This is a genomic window from Streptomyces ziwulingensis, from assembly GCF_039542605.1.
Lineage (GTDB): Bacteria > Actinomycetota > Actinomycetes > Streptomycetales > Streptomycetaceae > Streptomyces > Streptomyces ziwulingensis.
Window position 1 is genome coordinate 33,778 of the sequence record NZ_BAABIG010000090.1, and the last position, 20,803, is coordinate 54,580.

At 73.0% G+C, this 20,803-nt stretch carries 2 protein-coding genes; both read left to right on the forward strand.

The window, feature by feature from the left end; all coding sequences use genetic code 11:
* Positions 1-143: 143 nt before the first annotated feature.
* Positions 144-18,971: a non-ribosomal peptide synthetase gene (locus tag ABEB00_RS33940; RefSeq protein WP_345624567.1), complete on the forward strand. Its 18,828-nt coding sequence runs from the start codon at positions 144-146 to the stop codon at positions 18,969-18,971.
* A gap of 3 nt (positions 18,972-18,974) precedes the next feature.
* On the forward strand, positions 18,975-20,803 hold a 1,829-nt coding region (locus ABEB00_RS33945), incomplete at its 3' end, for a condensation domain-containing protein (protein WP_345624568.1).

Sequence of the window (20,803 nt, forward strand, 5' to 3'; positions counted from 1 at the left end):
CTGTCGACGGGACACCCGATGCCGAAGACACATTGAAGTGCCGAACCCTGGACGCCCTTGACCCGCCGACCATGGGGCCTCAAGAGTGGTGGTCTCTGCGGCAAATGCGTACGCGTTTGTCTCCGGAAGGGGAGGCGGTCATCTTGAGTACGAGTGGCGTGTCGTCGGCTCAGGAAGGGCTGTGGCTGGCCCAGAAAATGGCACCCGGGAATTCCAACAACCCGGCCATGTTGTGGGAAATTCACGGTCAGGTCGACCTCGGTGTGCTCGACGCCGCGCTACGGCAGGTATTCAGTGAGACCGATGCCGTTCTCGCCAACTTCCACGAGGAGGAGGAAGGGCTGCGGCGGACTGTCGGTCCGGCCGGCCGGCTGGAGCCGTTCAGCGCCGACGTGAGTGCGGCGAAGGACCCCGAGGCGGCCGCCCGCGAGATGCTGGCCGACCTGGTCGGCGCCCCGTTCGACCTGTCGAAGGACCTCCTGTTCCGGGTCGGTGCGATCCGGCTGGAGCCGGCCCGCCTCCTCCTTGTCGTCATCTTCCAGCACCTGGTCGCCGACGGCTTCAGCGTGGTCACGATGCTGTCGTCGCGCATCGCCGAGGTCTACTCCGCCCGGTACGCGGGCCTGCCGGTGCCGCCGGCGCGGTTCGAAAGCCCCGATGCGCTGCTCACCGCCGAGCAGGAATACCGGGATTCCACCCGCTTTGTCGACGATGCGGATTTCTGGCGCGAGTACCTGGCGGACCGACGGGTCCCGGCCCGCCTCTCCCGTCCCGCTACCGGGGTTTCCGCCACGGCGGGGACGGCGCCGCACGAGCGCGGCCGGCCGGCCGACCGCTGGGCGGAGCTGGCGGGGGCCATCGGCATGGGCAGCCGCGTCGTCACCGTGGCCGGGAGCGAGGCGGCCGGTTGGGAAGAGCTGGCGCGGCGGCTGGGCGCGCGGCTGCCCGAGCTGGTGGCCGCGGCGACGTCCCTGTATCTGGCGCGGCGTGGCGGACCGCCCACGCCGCTGTTCTCGCTCGGTGTCAAGAACCGGCGGGGCGCCGCGGCGCACACGATCGCGCCCACCTTGAACATCGTGCCGCTGCGAGGCGGTACACCGCTCACGTCCACCTTCGCCGAGACGGTGCGTGCGGTGGCCGCCGAGATGCGTCAGGTGCTGAGGCACGCCGGGCACCACGTCACCGACATCCAGAGGGGTGCCGGTGTGACCGGCGAGGCGCGCAGCCCCTTCGGGGTCCTCGTCAACGTCATGCCGTATGTGACGGCGCTGGATTTCGCGGGCAGCCCTGCCCGGCTCCTCCTGGGGTCCTGGGGAATCGTGGACGATCTCGGCATCACGGTGTACCGGGACGGCGGCGCCGACGGTGATCTGCACGTGCGCGTGGATGCGCCGTCCACTCTGTACGGATCGTCCGAACTGCACTTCATCGCCGCGGAGTTGGTGGACTTCCTGCGTGCCGCGGCAGACCGGCCGGACGTGCCGGGCGCCCGCCTGGCGACGCTTCGGCCGGAACAGCGCGCCCTCCTGGCACGCGTCAACGACACTCACCGGCCGGCTCCCGGGCTGACCGTCCCGGAGCTGGTGAAGGAGCGGGCGGAGGAGACACCCGAAGCTGTCGCCGTGGTCTGCGGCGACACGTCGCTCACCTACCGGGAACTCGACGAACGCGCCGGGCGCCTGGCCGCCGAACTGCGACGGCGGGGTGTCGTACCCGATGCGCCGGTCGTGGTGCTGCTGCCGCGGTCGGTGGAACTGGTGACGACGTTCCTGGCCGTGCTGAAGGCCGGTGGCGCCTACGTGCCGGTCGATCCTTCGTACCCCCGGGCACGAGTGGAGCTGATGCTGCACGACGTGCGTCCGAGGATGGTGCTGACCGATTCCGCGCATGCCCGCGGTGTCCCGGAGGGAACCGGCCCGGTCCTCGTGCTGGACCAGCTCCGGACTCCGTCCCGCGGCGCGGCGCCGGACCCGGGCACGGGCACGGGTGACCGACTTGACCGGCTCGCCTACGTCATGTTCACATCCGGCTCCACGGGCACCCCGAAGGCCATTGGTGTCAACCACCGCAATCTCACGGACTTCGTGCTGGACCGGGGCTGGCGCACCGGCCACGACCGGGTGCTGCTGCGGTCACCGCACACCTTTGACGCGTCCGTCTATGAGCTGTGGGTGCCCCTGACGCACGGAGGCAGCGTCGTGGTCGCACCGCCGGGGGAGCTCGGTCTGCGGCAGTTGGCGGGGCTCTTCACCGAACACCGGGTCACCGCGGTGTGCCTGCCCTCCGCCCTGCTCAACCTCGTCGTCGAGAGCGATCCCGCCTGCCTGGCAGGGCTCTCCACGGTGGTGACCGGCGGCGAGCGGGTGCTGGCCTCGACGATCAGGCGTGCGGTCCGGGAGTGTCCGGCGACGACATTCGTGAACGTGTACGGCCCGACCGAGACGACCGTCGCCGCGACCTGCCAGACCCTCACCGCCGACACGTCGATCGGCGCGGATGTGCCCATCGGACGGCCGACGGACAACACCCGCGTCCACGTGCTCGACGCCGCGCTTCAGCCGGTGCCCCCGGGCTGCACCGGCGAACTGTACGTGTCGGGGACCGGACTGGCCCGCGGGTATCTGGGCAAGGGCGGTCTCACCGCCGAGCGGTTCGTCGCCTGCCCGTCCGGCCTGCCCGGCGAACGCATGTACCGCACCGGCGACGTGGTCACCGTCGCCCCGTCCGGAGACCTGTACTTCGTCGGCCGGGCGGACGACCAGGTCAAGGTCCGCGGCTTCAGGATCGAACCCGGTGAGATAGAGGCGGTGCTCAAGACCCACCCGAGCGTCTCCGGAGCGGCCGTTCTCTCCCGTGCCGATCCGGCGGCGGGGGAGGGGAAGCAGCTCGTGGCCTACGCGGCCGCCGCGACCCCGTTGTCCACCGGCGAGCTGCGGGCGTTCGCCGCGGCACGACTGCCGGAGTTCATGGTCCCGGCGGTCTTCGTCGTACTCGACCGGCTTCCGGTGACGGCCAGTGGAAAGCTCGACCGCGCGGCGCTGCCGGACCCCGAAGTGCCGCGGGAGGACTTCCGCGCCGCGCGGACGCCGCACGAAGAGACACTCGTGCGCCTCTACGCCGAACTGACCGGGGTGGACCGGGTCGGCATCGACGACAACTTCTTCCTGCTCGGCGGTCACTCGCTGCTGGTCACCCGCCTGGTGAACCGGATCCGTGCGGAGCTGGGAGTGGAGCTGCCCATCGGCGCGGTCTTCGCCGCGCCCACCGTTGCCGGGTTGGCGCGGCACCTGCACACGGATGCCGCCGCCCGCCCGCGGTTGCGGCCGGTGGAGCGCCCGGACCGCGTACCGCTGTCGTTCGCGCAGCAGCGGCTGTGGTTCCTGCACCGCTTGGCCGATCCCTCCGCCTCGTACAACATCCCGGCCGTGTTCAGCCTCGACGGTCCGGTGGACGCGGACGCGCTGGAGTCGGCGCTGCGGGACGTGGTGACCCGGCACGAGGCCCTGCGGACGGTGATCGCCGAGGACGAACACGGCGTCGCCTTCCAGCGAGTGCGCGCCGCGTCGGCGGCCGGCGTCGCCCTTCGGGTGCTGACGGTCGACCGGGCGGGGGTCGAGGACGCCGTGCGCACGGCGGCCACCGGTCTGTTCGACCTCGTCCACGACCTTCCCCTGCGCGCTTCGCTCCTGCGTGTCGGGGACGAGGCGCATGTGCTGGTGCTGGTGCTGCACCACATCGCGGGCGACGCCGAGTCCGTCGTGCCGTTGGGACGCGACCTGTCGGCGGCGTACACGGCCCGGCTCGGTGGCGAGGCGCCGCACTGGCCCGACCTGCCGGTGCAGTACGCCGATTACACCCTCTGGCAGCGTGAGCTGCTGGCCGCGGGCTCCGGCGACAGTCCGCTGCTGAGCCGGCAACTGGCGTACTGGGAAGGGGAACTGGCGGGACTGCGACAGCCGACGCCGCTGCCCGCCGACCACCCCCGGCCGGCGCGGGCCACCCACCGGGGCGCCACGGTGGACTTCACCGTCGGGCCGGAGCTGTCCGCCGCGGTCGAGGCACTCGCTCGCGGTCGTTCCCTCACCCCCTCGATCGTGCTGCAAGCGGCGTTCACCGTGCTGCTGCACCAGATGGGGTCGGGTGACGACATCGCCATCGGCTGCCCGATCGCCGGACGGACCGACGAACAACTGACCGACCTGGTCGGATTCTTCGTCAACACCTGGGTGCTGCGCGCCCGCCCCGCCGGGCACCTCTCGTTCGAGCGACTCCTCGAACAGGTGCGTGACAAGGCGCTGGCCGCCTACGACCACCAGGACGCGCCGTTCGACCGGCTGGTCGAACTGCTCAACCCCGAACGCTCGCTGGGACACCATCCGCTCTTCCAGACCATGTTCGCCTGGCAGGACGAACTGCCTGGTTTCGACCTCGGGGGGGTACGGGCGGAATGGGCCGTCACCCCCACGGGGACAGCCAAGTTCGACCTGCTGATCAATATGGGGCCGGACCCGGACGGGACGGGACTGCGCGGCTCGGTCGAGTACGCCACCGACCTGTTCGAGCGGGCGACGATCGAACAGCTCGCCGCGCGCTTCGTCCAGGTGCTCCGGCAGGTGGTCACCCGCCCTTCCCGCCGGCTGGGCGCGGTCAGCGTCGTCCTTGCGGAAGAGGACCTCTGGACAGGTGGACCCGGCCCGGCCCCGGTGCGCGAGCCGGCCGGGCCCGGCGCGGGCGCGACGACGATCCCGGAGGTCCTGGCCCGCTACGCGGCGGACCGCCCGGACACGGTGGCGGTGAGCTGGACCGGCGGCGCGCTCACCTATGGGGAGCTGGACGTGCGCGCCAACCGGCTCGGGCACGAACTCGTCGACCGCGGGGTGGGCCCGGAGACGGTGGTCGCCCTGGCGCTGCCCCGGTCGCCGGAGGCGGTGGTGGCGCGGCTCGCCGTGCTGAAGGCCGGCGGCGCCTACCTGCCGCTGGACCCGGCCGACGGCAGCGAGCGCGTCGGGCATCTCCTCGCCACCGTACGGCCGTCGCTGATCCTGGCGGAACAGCACACGGCCCCCGCTCTCGCCCGCGCGGACCTGCCTGCCCTGCGGGTGCGCGACGCCGAGCGCCGGGCCGCGGCGCGGCAACCGGACACCCACCCGGGCCCGGGACGGGTGCGGCCCGATCTGCCGGCCTGCCTGCTGCACGTCTCGGGACCGCGGGGGCATGCCGAGGCGGTCGCCCTCACCCACGGCGCGCTGCTGAACCGGGCCGCGGGGCGCGGGCGGGACGACGATCGTGCCGAGGTGTCGGCCTGGTACCACGAGGTGGCATCCGACCTGGCGGAGCGGGAGAACTGGGAGGCCCTGCTCGGCGGCGGGCGGGTCGTGGTCGTGCCGGAGCAGGTCGCCCGTTCGGCGGAGGCGCTGTGGGACCTCGTCGTCTGTGAGGGCGTCACCGTCCTGGCCCTGGACGCCGCCACCGGTTCCGGCTTCGCGGCCGCCGCCGAGGCAAGCGGGCACCGGCCGCGCACGGCGTTGCGGACAGTGCTGCTCGCCGGCGACGCGCCCGGGGCACACCGCCTGCGGGAATGGGCCCGGAGCCGACTCGGGGACGACGTCGAAACGCCGACCGTGTACGGCGTCGGCGAGGCGGGAACATGGTCCGCGCGCACCGGTCCGGCCCCCCTTCGGGCGGGGGAGGACCGGGCCGGCCCGTACGGCCGGGCCGAGGACTCCGCCCGGGTCCACGTGCTCGGGCCCGGACTGAGGAGGCAGCCCCTGGGCGTTCCGGGCGAGGTCCATGTGGCCGGGCCCGGGGTCGCCCGCGGGTACTTCGCTTGTCCCGGCGGTACGGCGGAACGGTTCGTGGCTGATCCCTTCGGCCCCGCCGGCACGCGGATGTATCGCACCGGTGTCCTGGCGCGGTGGAACGCCAGGGGAGAACTGGAGCACCTCGGCCGGACCGACGCGCAGGTGTCCGTCCACGGCACACGCGTCGAACCGGCCGAGGTCGAGGCCGCTCTGACCGCGTACCCCGGGGTCGCCCAGGCGGCCGTGACAGCGGTACGGGACAAGGGCGGCGAGACACGACTGGTCGCCTGTGTCGTGCCGGTGACGTCGTCGGACCGGCCCGCCGGGGACCACGCCGCGGACGTCGACATCAACGCCGGTATCGCCGTGGGAGACCTCCGGGAGTTCGTCGCCCGTCGGCTGCCCCCTCTGATGACACCGGCCGTCATCACCGTGCTGGACAGCCTGCCGCTGACGGCGGACGGGAAGCCGGACCGGTCGGCCCTGCCCGCACCCGAGTCCGCCGGAGGTGACTACCGAGCTGCCGGTTCGGCGGTGGAACGGGCCCTGGCCGCGGTCTACGCCGAAGTGCTGGGACTGGACCGCGTCGGCATCGATGACGACTTCTTCTCCCTGGGCGGAGAGAGCATCCGCTCCATCCACGTGGCGGTGCGGGCCCGCGCCGCCGGGATGGCGATCACCCCCCGGCAGGTCTTCGAACACCGCACCGTCGCCAGGCTGGCCGAGGTCGCCGGCGTGGTGTCCGAGGACGGTGCGCCCGAGCGGCTGGCCGAACTGGAAGGCGGCGTCGAGGGCTGGCAGCCGCTGCTGCCCATCGCGCGATACGTCGGCGAACTGCCCGGCAGCCGCGCCGGGTTCGCTCAGCACTTCCTCCTGACCCTGCCGGAGGGCATCGATGAAAGTGGCCTGGCCGCGACGCTGAACGCGGTGCTGCGCCACCATCGCGTCACGGCGACGCGGCTGGTGCAGGACCCCGCTCCCGGTCTCGTCGTGGAAGGCGAGGGGGACAGCGTCCCGATCCGCCGCCTCGACCACGCCGGGAGCTGGTCGGGGGACGACTGGAGCCACCTGCTGTCCCGTGAACTGCGCCGCGCCGCAGCCAAGCTGAACCCCGAAGAGGGGGCGATGGCGCAGGCCGTGTGGTTCCGGGCCGACGGGCGCCCCGGACGTCTGCTGCTGATGGTGCACCACCTGGTCGTCGACGGGGTCTCGTGGCAGATCCTGCTCCCCGACCTGGCCGCCGCCTGGTCCCGGGTGCGGGCGGGCCGTTCCGTCGAGCTGCCGCCCCGCACCACGTCGGCGCGGCGATGGGCGCACGCGCTCGCGGAGGAAGCCGTCCGGCCGGGCAGGGCGGCGGAGGCGGCCTGGTGGCGGAGCGTGCTGTCCGGGCCCGACCCGGACCTGGGCAGGCGCCCGCTCGACCTGGCGGTCGACCGGACGGCCACCACGGCGCAGGTGCGGGTCACCCTGAGCACCGAGGTCACGCACGCCCTGCTGACCCGGCTGCCCGCCGCCTTCCGGTGCACCACGCGGGACGGGCTGCTCGCCGCGCTGGCGGTGGCCGTGCGTCAGTGGCGCGGCCCGGACGAGGGGTCGGTGCTGCTCCGGCTCGAAGGGCACGGCCGCGAGGAGCAGATCGTTGCCGGCGCCGACCTCTCCCGGACGGTCGGATGGTTCACCGGCATGTTCCCGGTACGGCTCGATGTCGGCGCCTGGGACCCGGACGAGGTCCTCGCCGGGGGACCGGCGGCCGGAGCCCTGGTCAAGTCGGTCAAGGAGCAGCTACGGAGCGTGCCCGACAACGGCCTCGGCTACGGCCTGCTGCGCTACCTGAACCCCCGCACCCGCGACGAGATGGCCCGACTCCCCACCGGGCAGATCACCTTCAACTACCTCGGCGGATACGCCGCCGACGACATGCCCGCGGCGGTGCGCGGCCTGGACTGGGCTCCCGCCCCCGAAGCGGGCGGCCTCGGCGCACCGGTGGACGAGGACATGCCGGTGATGTCCGTGCTGGACGTGACCGCCGTCCTCGCGGGGTCCGGCGACGACAGGCGGCTGAGCGCCACGCTCACCTTCCCCAGCGGTGTGCTGAGCGCCGGCCGGGTGCGGGACCTGGCCCGGAGGTGGCGGACCGGCCTCGAAGGGCTCGCCCGGCACGTGTCCCGGCCCGGGACGGGTGGCCTCACCCCGTCCGACGTGCCCCTGACGCCGGTGAGCCAGCGTGATCTGGACACCTGGCAGGGCCGGCACCCCGGCCTGGCCGACGTCTGGCCGCTGACGCCGCTGCAGACCGGGCTGATGTATCACGCGTCCCTGGCCGATTCCTCCTTCGACGTGTACCAGGTCCAGCTCGTCCTCCACCTCAAGGGCCACATCGATGCCGCACGGATGCGCGCCGCCGGGCAGGCCCTGCTCGACCGGCACCGGAGCCTGCGCGCCGGGTTCACCACCGGGACCCGCGGCGAGCCGGTGCAACTCGTCGTCGACGGCCTGGCCCTGCCCTGGCACGAGACCGACCTGAGCGCCGCGACCGAGCCCGCCCGGGCGGTCGAGCAGTTCCTCAAGGCCGATCTGGAGCAGCCGTTCGCTCTCGACGTGCCGCCGCTGCTGCGGCTGGCACTGCTGCGCACCGGCCCGCGGAGCGCCGAACTGGTGCTCACCTCGCACCACTTGCTCTTCGACGGCTGGTCACTGCCGATCCTGCTGAAGGAACTGCTGCACCTGTACGCGGCGGACGACGCGTCGGTGCTGCCGAGGCCGCGGGAGTACCGCGCGTTCCTCCAGTGGCTCGGTACTCAGGACGCCGCCGCGGCCGAGCGGGCCTGGGCGGAGGAGATGGACGCACTGGAGGGTCCGACGCTGCTTGCCCCGCGCGACGGGAACGGACGGAACCACTCGTCCGGTTCTCCGCGCGTCGGTCACGTGGACGTGCCGCTGACCCCGGCGGAGTCCGCGGCGCTGTCCCGCCGCGCCGCCGCACTGGGAGTCACGGTCAACACCGTCCTGCAGTGCGCCTGGGCCCTTCTGCTCGGGCAGCTCACCGGCCGCCAGGACGTCGTCTTCGGTGCCACCGTGTCCGGCAGGCCGCCGGCCGTCCCCGGCGCCGACTCGATGGTGGGGATGTTCATCAACACCGTCCCCGTCCGGGTGAGCTGCACGCCGGCCGACACGGTCGCGGACCTTGTGGCGCGGGTGCAGGACAGGCAGGCCGCGCTGCTCGATCACCACCACTTCAGCCTGAGCGACATCCAGCGGCTGGCCGGGCTCGACACCCTCTTCGACACGCTGGTCGCCTTCGAGTCCTACCCGGTGGACCGGGCCGGGATGGGCGAGGCCCACGCCGCCGCCGGCATCGAGGTCACCGGCATCCGGCCGTTCACGGTGACGCACTATCCGCTGACCGTCATGGCGACCGCCGACCCGCACCTCCGGCTGAGCCTGCAGTACCAGGAGGGCCTGTTCACCTCCGCCGACGCCCACCGGACGGCAGGACGCCTGGCCCGGCTGCTGCGTCAACTCCGCGACGAACCGGAACTGCGCGTCGCCGCTGTGGACGTACTGGCCCCGGGCGAGCGCGACCGCCTCCTGCGTCAGTACAACGGCCCCACCGCGCCGTCGCCGTCACTCACCCTGCCCGAGCTGTTCGAGCGGCAGGCCGCGTCGACGCCCGACGCCACCGCCGTGACCGACGGCACGGACACGCTGACCTATCGCGAGCTGAACGCCCGGGCGAACCGCCTCGCACACCGGCTGACGGAGCACGGGGCCGGGCCGGAGACCCTCACAGGTGTGGCGATGTCCCGCTCGACCGACCTCGTGGTGGCCGTACTCGGGGTGCTGAAGACCGGGGGCGCCTACCTGCCCCTGGACCCGGCGTTCCCCGAGTCCAGGCGGGACTTCATGCTCGCGGACGCGCGCCCGCTGCTGATGCTCGCGGACCCGGACCCGGACCCGGACCCGGACCCGCGGTCGGATTCCGCGCCGGATGGTATCACACGGCTCACGCTGGAGCGGACGCCGGCGCGGCCGGACACGAACCCCCCGCCCCGCGCCCGCCCGGACGGCCTCGCCTACCTGATGTACACCTCCGGTTCCCTCGGCACCCCCAAGGGCGTGGGGATCACCCACCGGAACGTGGCCAACGGGCTGACCGGGCTCGTACGCGGTCTTGGTCTGGACACGGGCTGGCACATGCTGGCCGGCGCCTCCATCAGCTTCGACGTGTCGGTCTTCGAGATGCTGACGACACTGACCACCGGCGGCCGCGTCGACGTGGTCCCGAACGTACTGTCGCTGGCGGAGCGCGACCGCGGGAACGCAGGCGTGATCAGCACCGTGCCCTCGGTGTTCGCGGAGCTGGTGGAGCGGATCGGGAGCCGGGCCGCCGCGGACGCGGTGGTCTTCGCGGGTGAGGTCCTGCCCGCCGCGCTGGTCGACCGGCTACGCGACCGCCTTCCCGGTGCGCGGGTGCTCAACGCCTACGGGCAGAGCGAGACGTTCTACGCCACCGCCTTCGCTCTCGCCCCGGGGGAGCCGCTGCGCACGGCCGGCAGCGTACCGATCGGCCGGCCCCTGGACAACGTGTGCGTGTACGTCCTCGGGCCGTCGCTCACTTTGCTGCCCCAGGGCGTGACGGGCGAACTGTACGTCGCGGGGGCGAGCGTGGGACGCGGCTACCACCGCCGCGCGGGCCTGACCGCCGAGCGGTTCGTCGCCGACCCCTTCGGCCCTCCCGGATCGCGCATGTACCGCACCGGCGACCTGGGACGCTGGAACGACGACGGCCTGCTGGAGTGCGTCGGACGGGCCGACGCGCAGGTCAAGGTACGCGGACACCGCGTCGAGCCCGCGGAGGCCGAGGCCGCGCTGGCGGAGCATCCCGCGGTCGGCCAGGTCGTCGTGGTCGCCCACGGGACCGGCGCCGCCACCCGCCTGGTGGCCTACGTGGTACTGGAGGAGCCGGCCTCCCCGGAAGATCTGCGGGCCTTCGCCGAGGAGCGGCTGCCGTCCTACGCCGTGCCGTCGTTCGTCGTCGCCCTGGACAGCTTCCCCCTCACGCCCAGCGGGAAGCTGGACCGCACGGCGCTGCCCGCACCCGAGGGCACGCAGAGCCCGTACCGGGCGCCGCGGGATCGCCGTGAACACCTCCTGGCCGCCCTGTTCGCCGAAGTGCTCGACGTCCCCCAGGTCGGCATCGACGACGACTTCTACGCCCTGGGCGGGCATTCACTGCTCGCCACCCGGCTGGTCAGCCGCATCCGGTCGGAGCTGGACACCGAGGTGACGATCCGCGCGGTGCTGGAGGCGCCGACCGTCGCACACCTCGCCCACCGGCTCACCGGCTCCCCCCGGAGGCGGCCCGTCCTGCGCCGAGGCGCACGGCCGCACCGCGTACCGCTGTCGTTCGCCCAGCGCCGTATGTGGTTCATCGACCGGTTCGACGGCCCCTCGGCCACGTACAACCTTCCGCTGGCCGTACGGCTCCGCGGCGACCTCGACGTCGTGGCCCTCCGCGCGGCGGTGCACGACGTCCTGACGCGGCACGAGAGCCTGCGGACCCTGATCGTGGAGGACGAGAACGGGGCGGCCGGTCAGCGGATACTGCCGGCCGAGGACGTGCGGGTCGACCTGCCCGCCCGGCCACTGGCCGAGGAGGCGGTCCCCGCCGCGGTGGCGGCCCTCGCGGCGCACGAGTTCGACCTGTACCGCGAGGCCCCCCTTCTCGCGCGCCTGTTCCGATGCGGTCCGGACGTCCACGTCCTGGTGCTCGTCCTCCACCACATCGCCGCCGACGGAGGCTCCGCCGCACCTCTGACACGCGACCTGTCACGCGCCTACGCGGCGCGCCGGCGAGGGCTGCCTCCGGCCTGGCGGGAGCTACCGGTGCAGTACGCCGACTACGCGCTCTGGCACGCCGGTCTGCTCGGCGACGAGGACGATCCGGGCAGCGTACTGACGGAACAGTTCGCCTACTGGCAGCGGGAGCTGGCCGGCGTACCGGGACCGCTGTCCCTGCCCGCCGACCGGCCCAGGCCGCCGGTGGCCGGCCACCGCGGCGGCCGGACCGGGTTCACCCTGGACCGCGACCTGATGGCCCGGGTGGAACAGGTGGCGCGCGACGCCGGTGCGACGGCCCCCATGGTGTTGCAGTCCGCGCTGGTCACACTGTTGCACCAGCTCGGTGGCGGCGACGACATCACGCTCGGGTCACCCATCGCCGGCCGCACCGACGAGGCCCTGGCGGACCTGGTGGGGTTCTTCGTCAACACGTGGGTGCTGCGGGTCCGGCCGACGGGCAATCCCCCCTTCGGCCGGCTCCTCGACCAGGTGCGTGACAAGGCCATGGCGGCCTACGACAACCAGGACCTGCCGTTCGAGCGACTCGTCGAGCTGCTCAACCCGGACCGATCCACGGCCGCCCACCCGCTGTTCCAGGTCATGTTCGCCTGGCAGAACACGGCGCCGCTGGAGCTGGACCTCCCCGGCCTGCGCGTCGAGGCGGAACCCGTCCCGGCGCTCACCGCCAAGTTCGACCTGCTGTTCAACCTCGGGCCGGGTGCGGGGGGCGGCGTCGACGGAGTGCTCGAATACGCCGTGGACCTGTTCGACGACAAGACCGCCGACCGGATCGCGGAGCAGTTCGTCCGGGTGCTGCGCCAGGTCGTCGCCGCCCCCGCCCTGCGGATCGGTTCCGTGGATCTGCTCGGTGGCGCCGAGCGCCACCGGCTCGTGACGGAGCTGAACGCCACGACCGCGGCGCTCCCCGACGCCACGGTCGTCGGCCTGTTCGATCAGCGCGCCGACGACACACCGGATGCGCTCGCCCTGCTGTGCGAGGACGAGCGCCTGACGTACCGGGAGCTGCGCGCGCGGTCGGAGCGGATCGCCCGGACCCTGGCCGCGCGGGGAGCCGGCCCCGAGACCGTGGTCGCCGTGGCACTGCCGAGGTCGTCCCGCCTGGTGGCCGCCGTGCTGGGCGTGCTGAGGGCGGGCGGCACCTACCTGCCCCTCGACCCGGCGTACCCCGGTCAGCGGCTGGCGGAGGTGCTGGCCGACTCCCGTCCCCTCTGTGTGCTGACCGACGCCGCCACCGAGCCGGTCCTGCCGCCGGACGGCACGCCACGATGCCTCCTGGACGACCTCGGCGGCCCGGCCGGCGCGCACCTTCGCCAGGTCCACCCGGAAAACCTCGCCTACCTGATGTACACCTCCGGGTCGACCGGGCGGCCCAAGGGCGTCGGCATCACCCATGAGGGCCTCGTCAACGGCGTGCTGGCGCTGACCTCGACAATCGGTGTCACCTCCGCGACGCGCACCCTCGCCGGCACGTCGGTCAGCTTCGACGTGTCACTCTTCGAACTGTTCACGACGCTGTGCGCGGGCGGCACGGTCGAACTGGTCCGGGACGCCCTCGCGCTCAGCGAGCGGCAGGGCTGGAGCGGCGGTGTGCTCAGCACGGTCCCCTCCGTCCTTGCCGAACTGCTCGAACAGATCGCGCCCGGCTCGGCCGTGGACACCGTGGTGGTCGCCGGGGAGGCACTCCGTCCCGACCTGGTCAGGCGGATACAGAAGGCACTGCCCGGCGCCCGTCTCGTCAACGCGTACGGACAGACCGAGTCCTTCTACGCCACCACGTTCGAGGTGCGGGACCAGGCGATGACGGGCACGGCGCCGGTGGGCCGGCCGCTGGCGAACATGCGGACCTACGTACTCGGCCCAGGGCTGGCCCCGCTGCCCACCGGAGCCGTCGGCGAGCTGTACGTCGCCGGGCTCGTCGGCCGGGGCTACCGGGGCCGTGCCGCGCTGACCGCCGGCCGGTTCGTGGCCGACCCCTTCGGCCCGGCGGGCGCGCGGATGTACCGGACCGGCGACCTCGTGCGGTGGAACGCCGACGGGCAACTCGAATACACCGGCCGCGCCGACGCGCAGGTGAAGGTGCGCGGGTTCCGTATCGAGCCGGGCGAGGTGGAGGCCGCGCTGACCGCCTGTCCCGGAGTCGAGCGGGCCGCGGTCGTCGCGCTCGGCAACGGCCACGGCGGTACCCGGCTCGTCGCCTACGTGGTGCCGTCCGGTGCCGCCGCGACCGGCGACGTCGATCTCACCGCGGGCATCTCGACGCCCGAGCTGCGCCGATTCGCCGAGGGCCGGCTTCCCGACTACATGGTGCCCGGTGCGTTCGTCTTCATGGACCGGCTGCCGCTGACGCCGAACGGGAAGCTGGACCGGGGGGCCCTGCCCGAGCCCCGGTTCACCGGTCCCGCCTACCGGGCGCCCGCGTCGGACGAGGAGCGGGCCCTGGCGGGTGTGTACGCCGAAGTCCTGGGCCTGGCCCGGGTCGGTGCGGACGACGACTTCTTCGCGGCCGGCGGGGACAGCATCCGCTCCATCCAGGTGGTCGCCCGCGCGAGGGCGCACGGAATCGAGGTCACCCCGCGGCAGGTCTTCGAGTGCCGGACGGTCGCCGCGCTGGCCGAGGCCGCGGCGCGTGGTGGCCCGGACGGAGCACGTCGCGTACTGCCCGAACCGGAGGGTGGCGGCGTGGGACCGATGCCCCATCTGCCCGCCGCCCGGCACCTGTTCGCCCTCGGCGGCGGCCACCGGCGGTTCTCCATGTCGATGGTGCTGGACCTCCCGGCCGACCTCACCTCGGACGAGCTGCGGGCGACGGTGTCCGCCGTGGTCGACCGGCACGACATGCTCCGCGCCCGGCTGATGACACCGGTCGGGCAAGGGGTGACTGTCGCGCCCGCGGGCACGGTGGACGCGGGGCGATGGATCCATGAGGCCCGTTGGGACCCGCAGACCCCCTGGGAAGACCGGGTGCGTGAGGAGCTGGACGCGGCTGCGGACCGGCTCGACCCGTCCGACGGGGTGATGGCCCAGTTCGTGTGGCTCCGCGAGGCGGGGACAGGGTCTGGCCGGCTGCTGCTCGTCCTGCACCATCTGGTGGTCGACGGCGTGTCGTGGAGGATTCTCCTGCCCGACCTCGCCGCTGCCTGGCAGCAGGTGCGGCAGGGCAGGCGGCCGGAACTGCCCGGTGTCCCGACGTCGGCCCGCCGCTGGGCGCAGGCGTTGGCGGACGAGGCGCGCCGCCCGGAGCGCGTGGCCGAGATGGAGTTCTGGCGGGACCGGCTGGCCGGCACCGATCCGCTCATCGGCTCCAGGAGGATCGATCCGGCGAAGGACGTCGCCGGCACGGTACGCACCGTTCGCACCGAGCTGTCCGCCCCGACGACACAGAGCCTGCTGACCAAGCTCCCCGCCGCGTTCCGGGGCGGGGTGCACGACGGGCTGCTGGCGGCGCTCGCCCTGGCCGTGCGGGACTGGCGGGGCACCGACGACACGACGGTTCTGCTCCGGCTCGAAGGACACGGTCGTGAGGAGCAGGTCGTCCCCGGCGCCGACCTGTCCCGGACCGTCGGCTGGTTCACCAGTGTGTATCCGGTCCGGCTGGACGTGGGCGACACCGACGCGCGGGACGTGCTCGACGGGGGCCCCGCCGCCGCCCGTCTCGTGAAGTCGGTGAAGGAACAACTGCTGCGGATCCCCGACAAGGGGCTCGGCTACGGACTGCTGCGCCACCTCAACGAGCGGACCGGGGCCGAACTCGCGGCCCGCCCGCAAGGGCAGATCGGATTCAACTACCTGGGACGGTACTCGGCGGGCGACATGCCCGGACCACTGCGGGGGCTCGGCTGGACGAGCGTCCCGGGCATCGGTGCCCCGTCCCCCGATCCGGACCTGCCCGTCACCTCGGCCCTGGAGATCCATGCCGCCGTCACCGACACCGAGCGGGGCCCGCGCCTGTCCACCGTCTTCGCCTTCCCTTCGGGCGTTCTGGACGACGTGAAGGTGTCCGAGCTGGCCGGCCGGTGGACCGCCCTGCTGGAAGGTCTGGCGCACCACGCCGAGCAGCCGGACTCGGGCGGACTGACCCCGTCCGACCTGCCTCTGGTACGGGTGGAACAGCCGGACATCGAGAGGTGGGAGGAGCGGTACTCCGGGCTGACCGATGCATGGCCGCTGACCTCCATGCAAGCCGGCCTGCTCTACCACAGCGGGCTGGCCGGGGACTCCTTCGACGCCTACCACATGCAACTCGTCCTCCACCTCGACGGCATGGTCGACCCCACGCGGATGCGGGCCGCCGGGCAGGCCCTGCTCGACCGCCACGCGAACCTTCGCGTCGCCTTCGCCGACACCGCGGACGGCGAGACGGTCCAGGTCGTGCCGGGCCACGTCGACCTGCCCTGGCACCACCTCGATCTGAGCGGTGCCCCGGCGCGGACCAGGGACGGCGAGTTCGAGCGACTGCTCGCCCGGGACCAGGCCGCACACTTCGATCCCGCTGTCCCGCCGCTGCTGCGGATGACCCTGGTCCGCATGGGCGAGGAGCGCCACGAACTGGTCCTGACGGCCCATCACGTCCTGTTCGACGGATGGTCACTGCCCCTGCTGATCCAGGATCTGCTCCGGTTGTACGGCAACGGCGCCGACCTCACACTGCTGCCCCGAGCCCGCCGCTTCCGTGACTTCCTGGCCTGGCTCGCCCGGCAGGACCCGCAGGCGTCGGCCCGGGTTTGGGCGCGGGAACTCACCGGGCTGGAGGAGCCGTGCCTGCTCGTGCCCGGCGCCGGCCGGACGGCGGAACACGGCCCGCTGGGCCAGACCGAAGTCGTCCTGCCCGCAGGGGTGGCACAGGAACTCACCCGGCGTGCCGCCGAGGCGGGCGTCACGGCCAACACCCTCGTCCAGGCGGCCTGGGCGGTGGTCCTGGGGCAGTTGACCGGCCGCGAGGACGTGGTGTTCGGAGCCACCGTCTCGGGCCGGCCGCCGGGGGTCGACGGCTCGGAGAGCATGGTCGGGCTCTTCATCAACACCCTTCCCGTCCGGGTGCGGCTGCGTCCGGGTGAGTCGTTGGCCGCGCTGCCGGCCCGCGTCCAGGAACACCAGGCCGCTGTGCTCGACCACCACCACCACGGGCTGGCACAGATCCAGCGGGAAGCCGGACTGGGCTCCCTCTTCGACACCCTCGTCATCTTCGAGTCCTTCCCGGTGGACCGGGCCGGCCTCACCGACGCGCACACGGCCGCCGGCGTCGAGATCAGCGGCATCCGTCCGCTGACGGGGACCCACTACCCGCTGATCGTGGCCGCCGACACCGCCCCCCACCTGCGCGTGGGACTCCAGTACGCGACCACGTCGGTCACCGCCGGGACCGCCCTGGACATCGCCGCACGGCTGGGACGTGTACTCCAGCGGTTCGCGGCGGACCCCGACGTGCCGGTCGCCGCGGTCGACACACTCGGCCCGGACGAACGCGCGCGGGTGCTCCACACGTTCAACGGCACACAGGTCCCCCTGCCGGAGACGACCCTCACGGCGGTGTTCGAGCAGCAGGCCGCCGGGACACCCGACGCGCTCGCCGTGGTGTGCGGCGCGACAGCCCTCACCTACCGGGAAGTGAACGAACAGGCCAACCGCCTCGCCCACGGCCTCATCGCCCGCGGGGTCGGGCCCGAGACACGGGTGGCGGTGGCCCTCCCCCGCACGCCGGAGCTGGTGGTGGCCCTGCTGGCCGTCCTCAAGGCCGGGGGAGCGTATCTGCCGGTCGATCCGGACTATCCGGCTGACCGGATCCGGTACATGCTCACCGACGCCCGGCCGGTGGCCCTGCTGACCGACCGGAAGACCGCGGCCGGACTTCCGGACACCGAGGTGCCCCGCCTCCTCGCCGGCACCTGCGCCCTGGAGCGGACGCACGACCCGGACGACGGCGACCGCCACGCCCCCCTGCGCCCGGACAACCTCGCCTACCTGCTCTACACCTCGGGATCCACCGGCACCCCCAAGGGTGTCGCCATGAGCCACCGCGGCATGGTGCACGGCGCCGGCGCCATGGCGGCCGCCACGGGGCTGCGCGCCGCCCGGCGCGTGCTGGCCGGCACATCGGTGTCCTTCGACGTCTCGGTGTTCGAGGTCTTCGCGACCCTGTGCGCCGGTGGCACCGTCGAACTGGTCCGGGACGTTCTCGCGCTCGGCGAGTTCGACCGGTGGTCGGGCGAGGTGCTCTCGACGGTGCCCTCCGCGTTCGGGGAGCTGGTCGGTGACCTCGGCGCGGTCGACGCCGCCACCGTCGTCTTCGCCGGCGAACCACTGGCCATGGCAACCGTGGACCAGGCGCGCACCGCACTGCCCGGCGTCCGGATCATCAACGGCTACGGCCCGACGGAGACGTTCTACGCCTCCACCTACGCCGTACCGGCAGCGGACGCCTCCGGGCCTCCCGGGGCAGGCACCACGGTGCCGATCGGCCGCCCCCTGAGGAACGTGCGCATGGTCGTACTGGACCGGTGGCTGCGCCCGGTGCCGGCCGGGAGCGTCGGCGAGCTGTACATCGCGGGGGCGGGGCTGGCCCGCGGCTACCTGGGCCGGCCGGGGCTCACCGCCTCCCGGTTCGTGCCGGACCCGTTCACCGGCGGGGAGCCGGGCGGACGGCTGTACCGCACCGGTGACACGGCGCGCTGGACGCCGCACGGCCTGCTGGAGTACGTCGGACGCACGGATGAGCAGGTCAAGATACGGGGCTTCCGCGTCGAACCCGGCGAGGTCGAGGCGGTGCTCCGCAGGTGCCCGGGTGTGTCGCGGGCAGCCGTCGTCGCGCGTGACCTCGACCAGGGCAGCGGTGGACATCTGGTCGGCTACGTCGTCGCGGACAGGACGGCGGCGGAACCGGTGGACGGTGCACAGGTGCGGCGGTTCGCTGCCGACCGGCTGCCGGACTTCATGGTCCCCGCCGCGGTGATGGTGATCGACAGCGTCCCGCTGACACCCAACGGCAAGCTCGACCGCGGGGCACTGCCCGAGCCCGCCTTCATTCCGGTCGCGGACTACCGCGCACCGCGCACCGACCAGGAACGCCTCCTCGCGCGGTGCTTCGCCGCCGTCCTGGACATGGAGCGCGTGGGGATCGACGACAACTTCTTCGAAGCCGGCGGGCACTCCCTGCTCGCCACGCGTCTCATCGGCCGCATCCGGGCCGAAGCCGGCCTCGAGATCCCCATTCGGATGCTGTTCGAGTCCCCGACGGTCGCCGGGCTCTCCGCCCGGCGGCGGGAGCTGACCACCTCCCACCGACCGCGTCTGCGCAAGATGACCGAGGAGTGAGACATGATCCCGTTGTCCTATGCCCAGAGCCGTCTGTGGTTCCTCTACCGGTTCTCCGGTCCGTCGGCGAACTACAACATCTCGGCCGTACTGAGGCTGCGCGGCCGCCTCGACCGCACGGCGCTCGCGGCGGCGGTGGGGGACGTGGTCCGGCGGCACGACAGCCTGCGGACACTGATCGTCGAGGACCCGTCGGGCACACCGTTCCAGCAGGTGCTGCCCGCCGCGGAGGTCGTCGTGGACGTTCCGTCGACCGCCGGGGGCCGGCCGGGCCAGGCCGACGTCGTCACCGACACCACGGAGTACCCGTTCGACCTGGCCACCGATCTCCCCGTCCGGGCGGCCCTGGTACGACGCGCGCCCGACGAGCACCTGCTGGCCTTGGCGATCCACCACATCGCCGCGGACGGCGGGTCCATCGCACCCTTCACCCGGGACCTCGCCACCGCCTATGCGGCACGGCTGGCCGGGGACGCCCCGGACTGGCCGCCGCTCCCGGTGGGCTATGTGGACTACACCCTGTGGCAGCGCGAGCTGCTCGGGGACGAGTCCGACGAGGAAAGCGTGCTGGCCCGGCAGGTGGACTACTGGCGCCAGGAACTCGACGGCCTGCCGCAGCCGTTGCGGCTGCCGCTGGACCGGCCCCGCCCGGCCGTCGCCGCCTACCGCGGTGACGTCGTGGACTTCACGATCGGGCCGGAGTTGTTCTCCGGGGTGGAGGAGCTGGCCCGTCGCCGCGGTGTGACGGTGTCCATGGTGCTGCAGGGGGCGTTGGCGGTTCTGCTGCACCGCATGGGCGGCGGTGACGATCTGGCGATCGGGTCGCCCATCGCCGGACGTACGGACGAGGCGCTGGCCGACATGGTGGGCTTCTTCGTCAATAGCTGGGTGCTGCGCCTTCAGCTCTCCCGGGACCCGTCCTTCGACGACCTGCTCCACCAGGTCCGTGAGAAGGCGCTGGGTGCCTACGAACATCAGGACGCTCCCTTCGAGCGGCTGGTCGAGCTGCTGAACCCGGACCGCTCCCTGGCCTATCACCCGTTCTTCCAGGTGATGTTCGCCTGGCAGAACTATCACCGGCTCGACTTCGCACTCCCGGGCATACATGTCACGGCGGAGCCGGTGCCCGCCAAGGGCGCCAAGTTCGACCTGTTCTTCAACTTCGCCCCGGACGCGACGGAACAGGGGATCAACGGCGTGATCGAGTACGCCACGGACCTGTTCGACCGCACCACCGTCGAGCAACTCGGCGCCCGCCTGCGCGGTGTGCTGCGTCAGGTCGTGCGGGACCCGGGCCGCCCCGTGCGGTCCGTGGACGTGTACCTCCCCGGCGAGCGGGACCGCCTCCTCACCGCCTGCAACGCGACGGCCGCCGCCCTGCCCGACCCGTCGGTCCCGGCGGCCTTCCGCCGCCGGTCGGCGGCCACGCCCGACGCCGTCGCCGTCAGATCCGGCAGGCGCTCGCTCACCTACCAGCGACTCGACGAGCTGTCGGACACGCTCGCCCGCAACCTGGTGCGCCGTGGGGTGGGCGGGGAGTCGCTGGTGGGGGTCGCGTTGCCGCGGTCGGTGGAGCTGGTGGTGGTGCTGCTGGCGGTGCTCAAGGCGGGAGGCGCGTATCTGCCGCTGGATCTGGAGTATCCCGAGGAGCGGGTGGCGTTCATGCTCCGCGACGCCGCGCCGAAACTCGTGATCACCGGCGGTCAGGGGGACACGCTGCCGGGGACCGTGCCGACCGTCTCGGTCGAGGAGCTGCACGAGGAGTCCGATGCGGTGCTTCCGGTGGGGATTTCGGCTGGTGGGTTGGCGTATGTGATGTATACGTCGGGGTC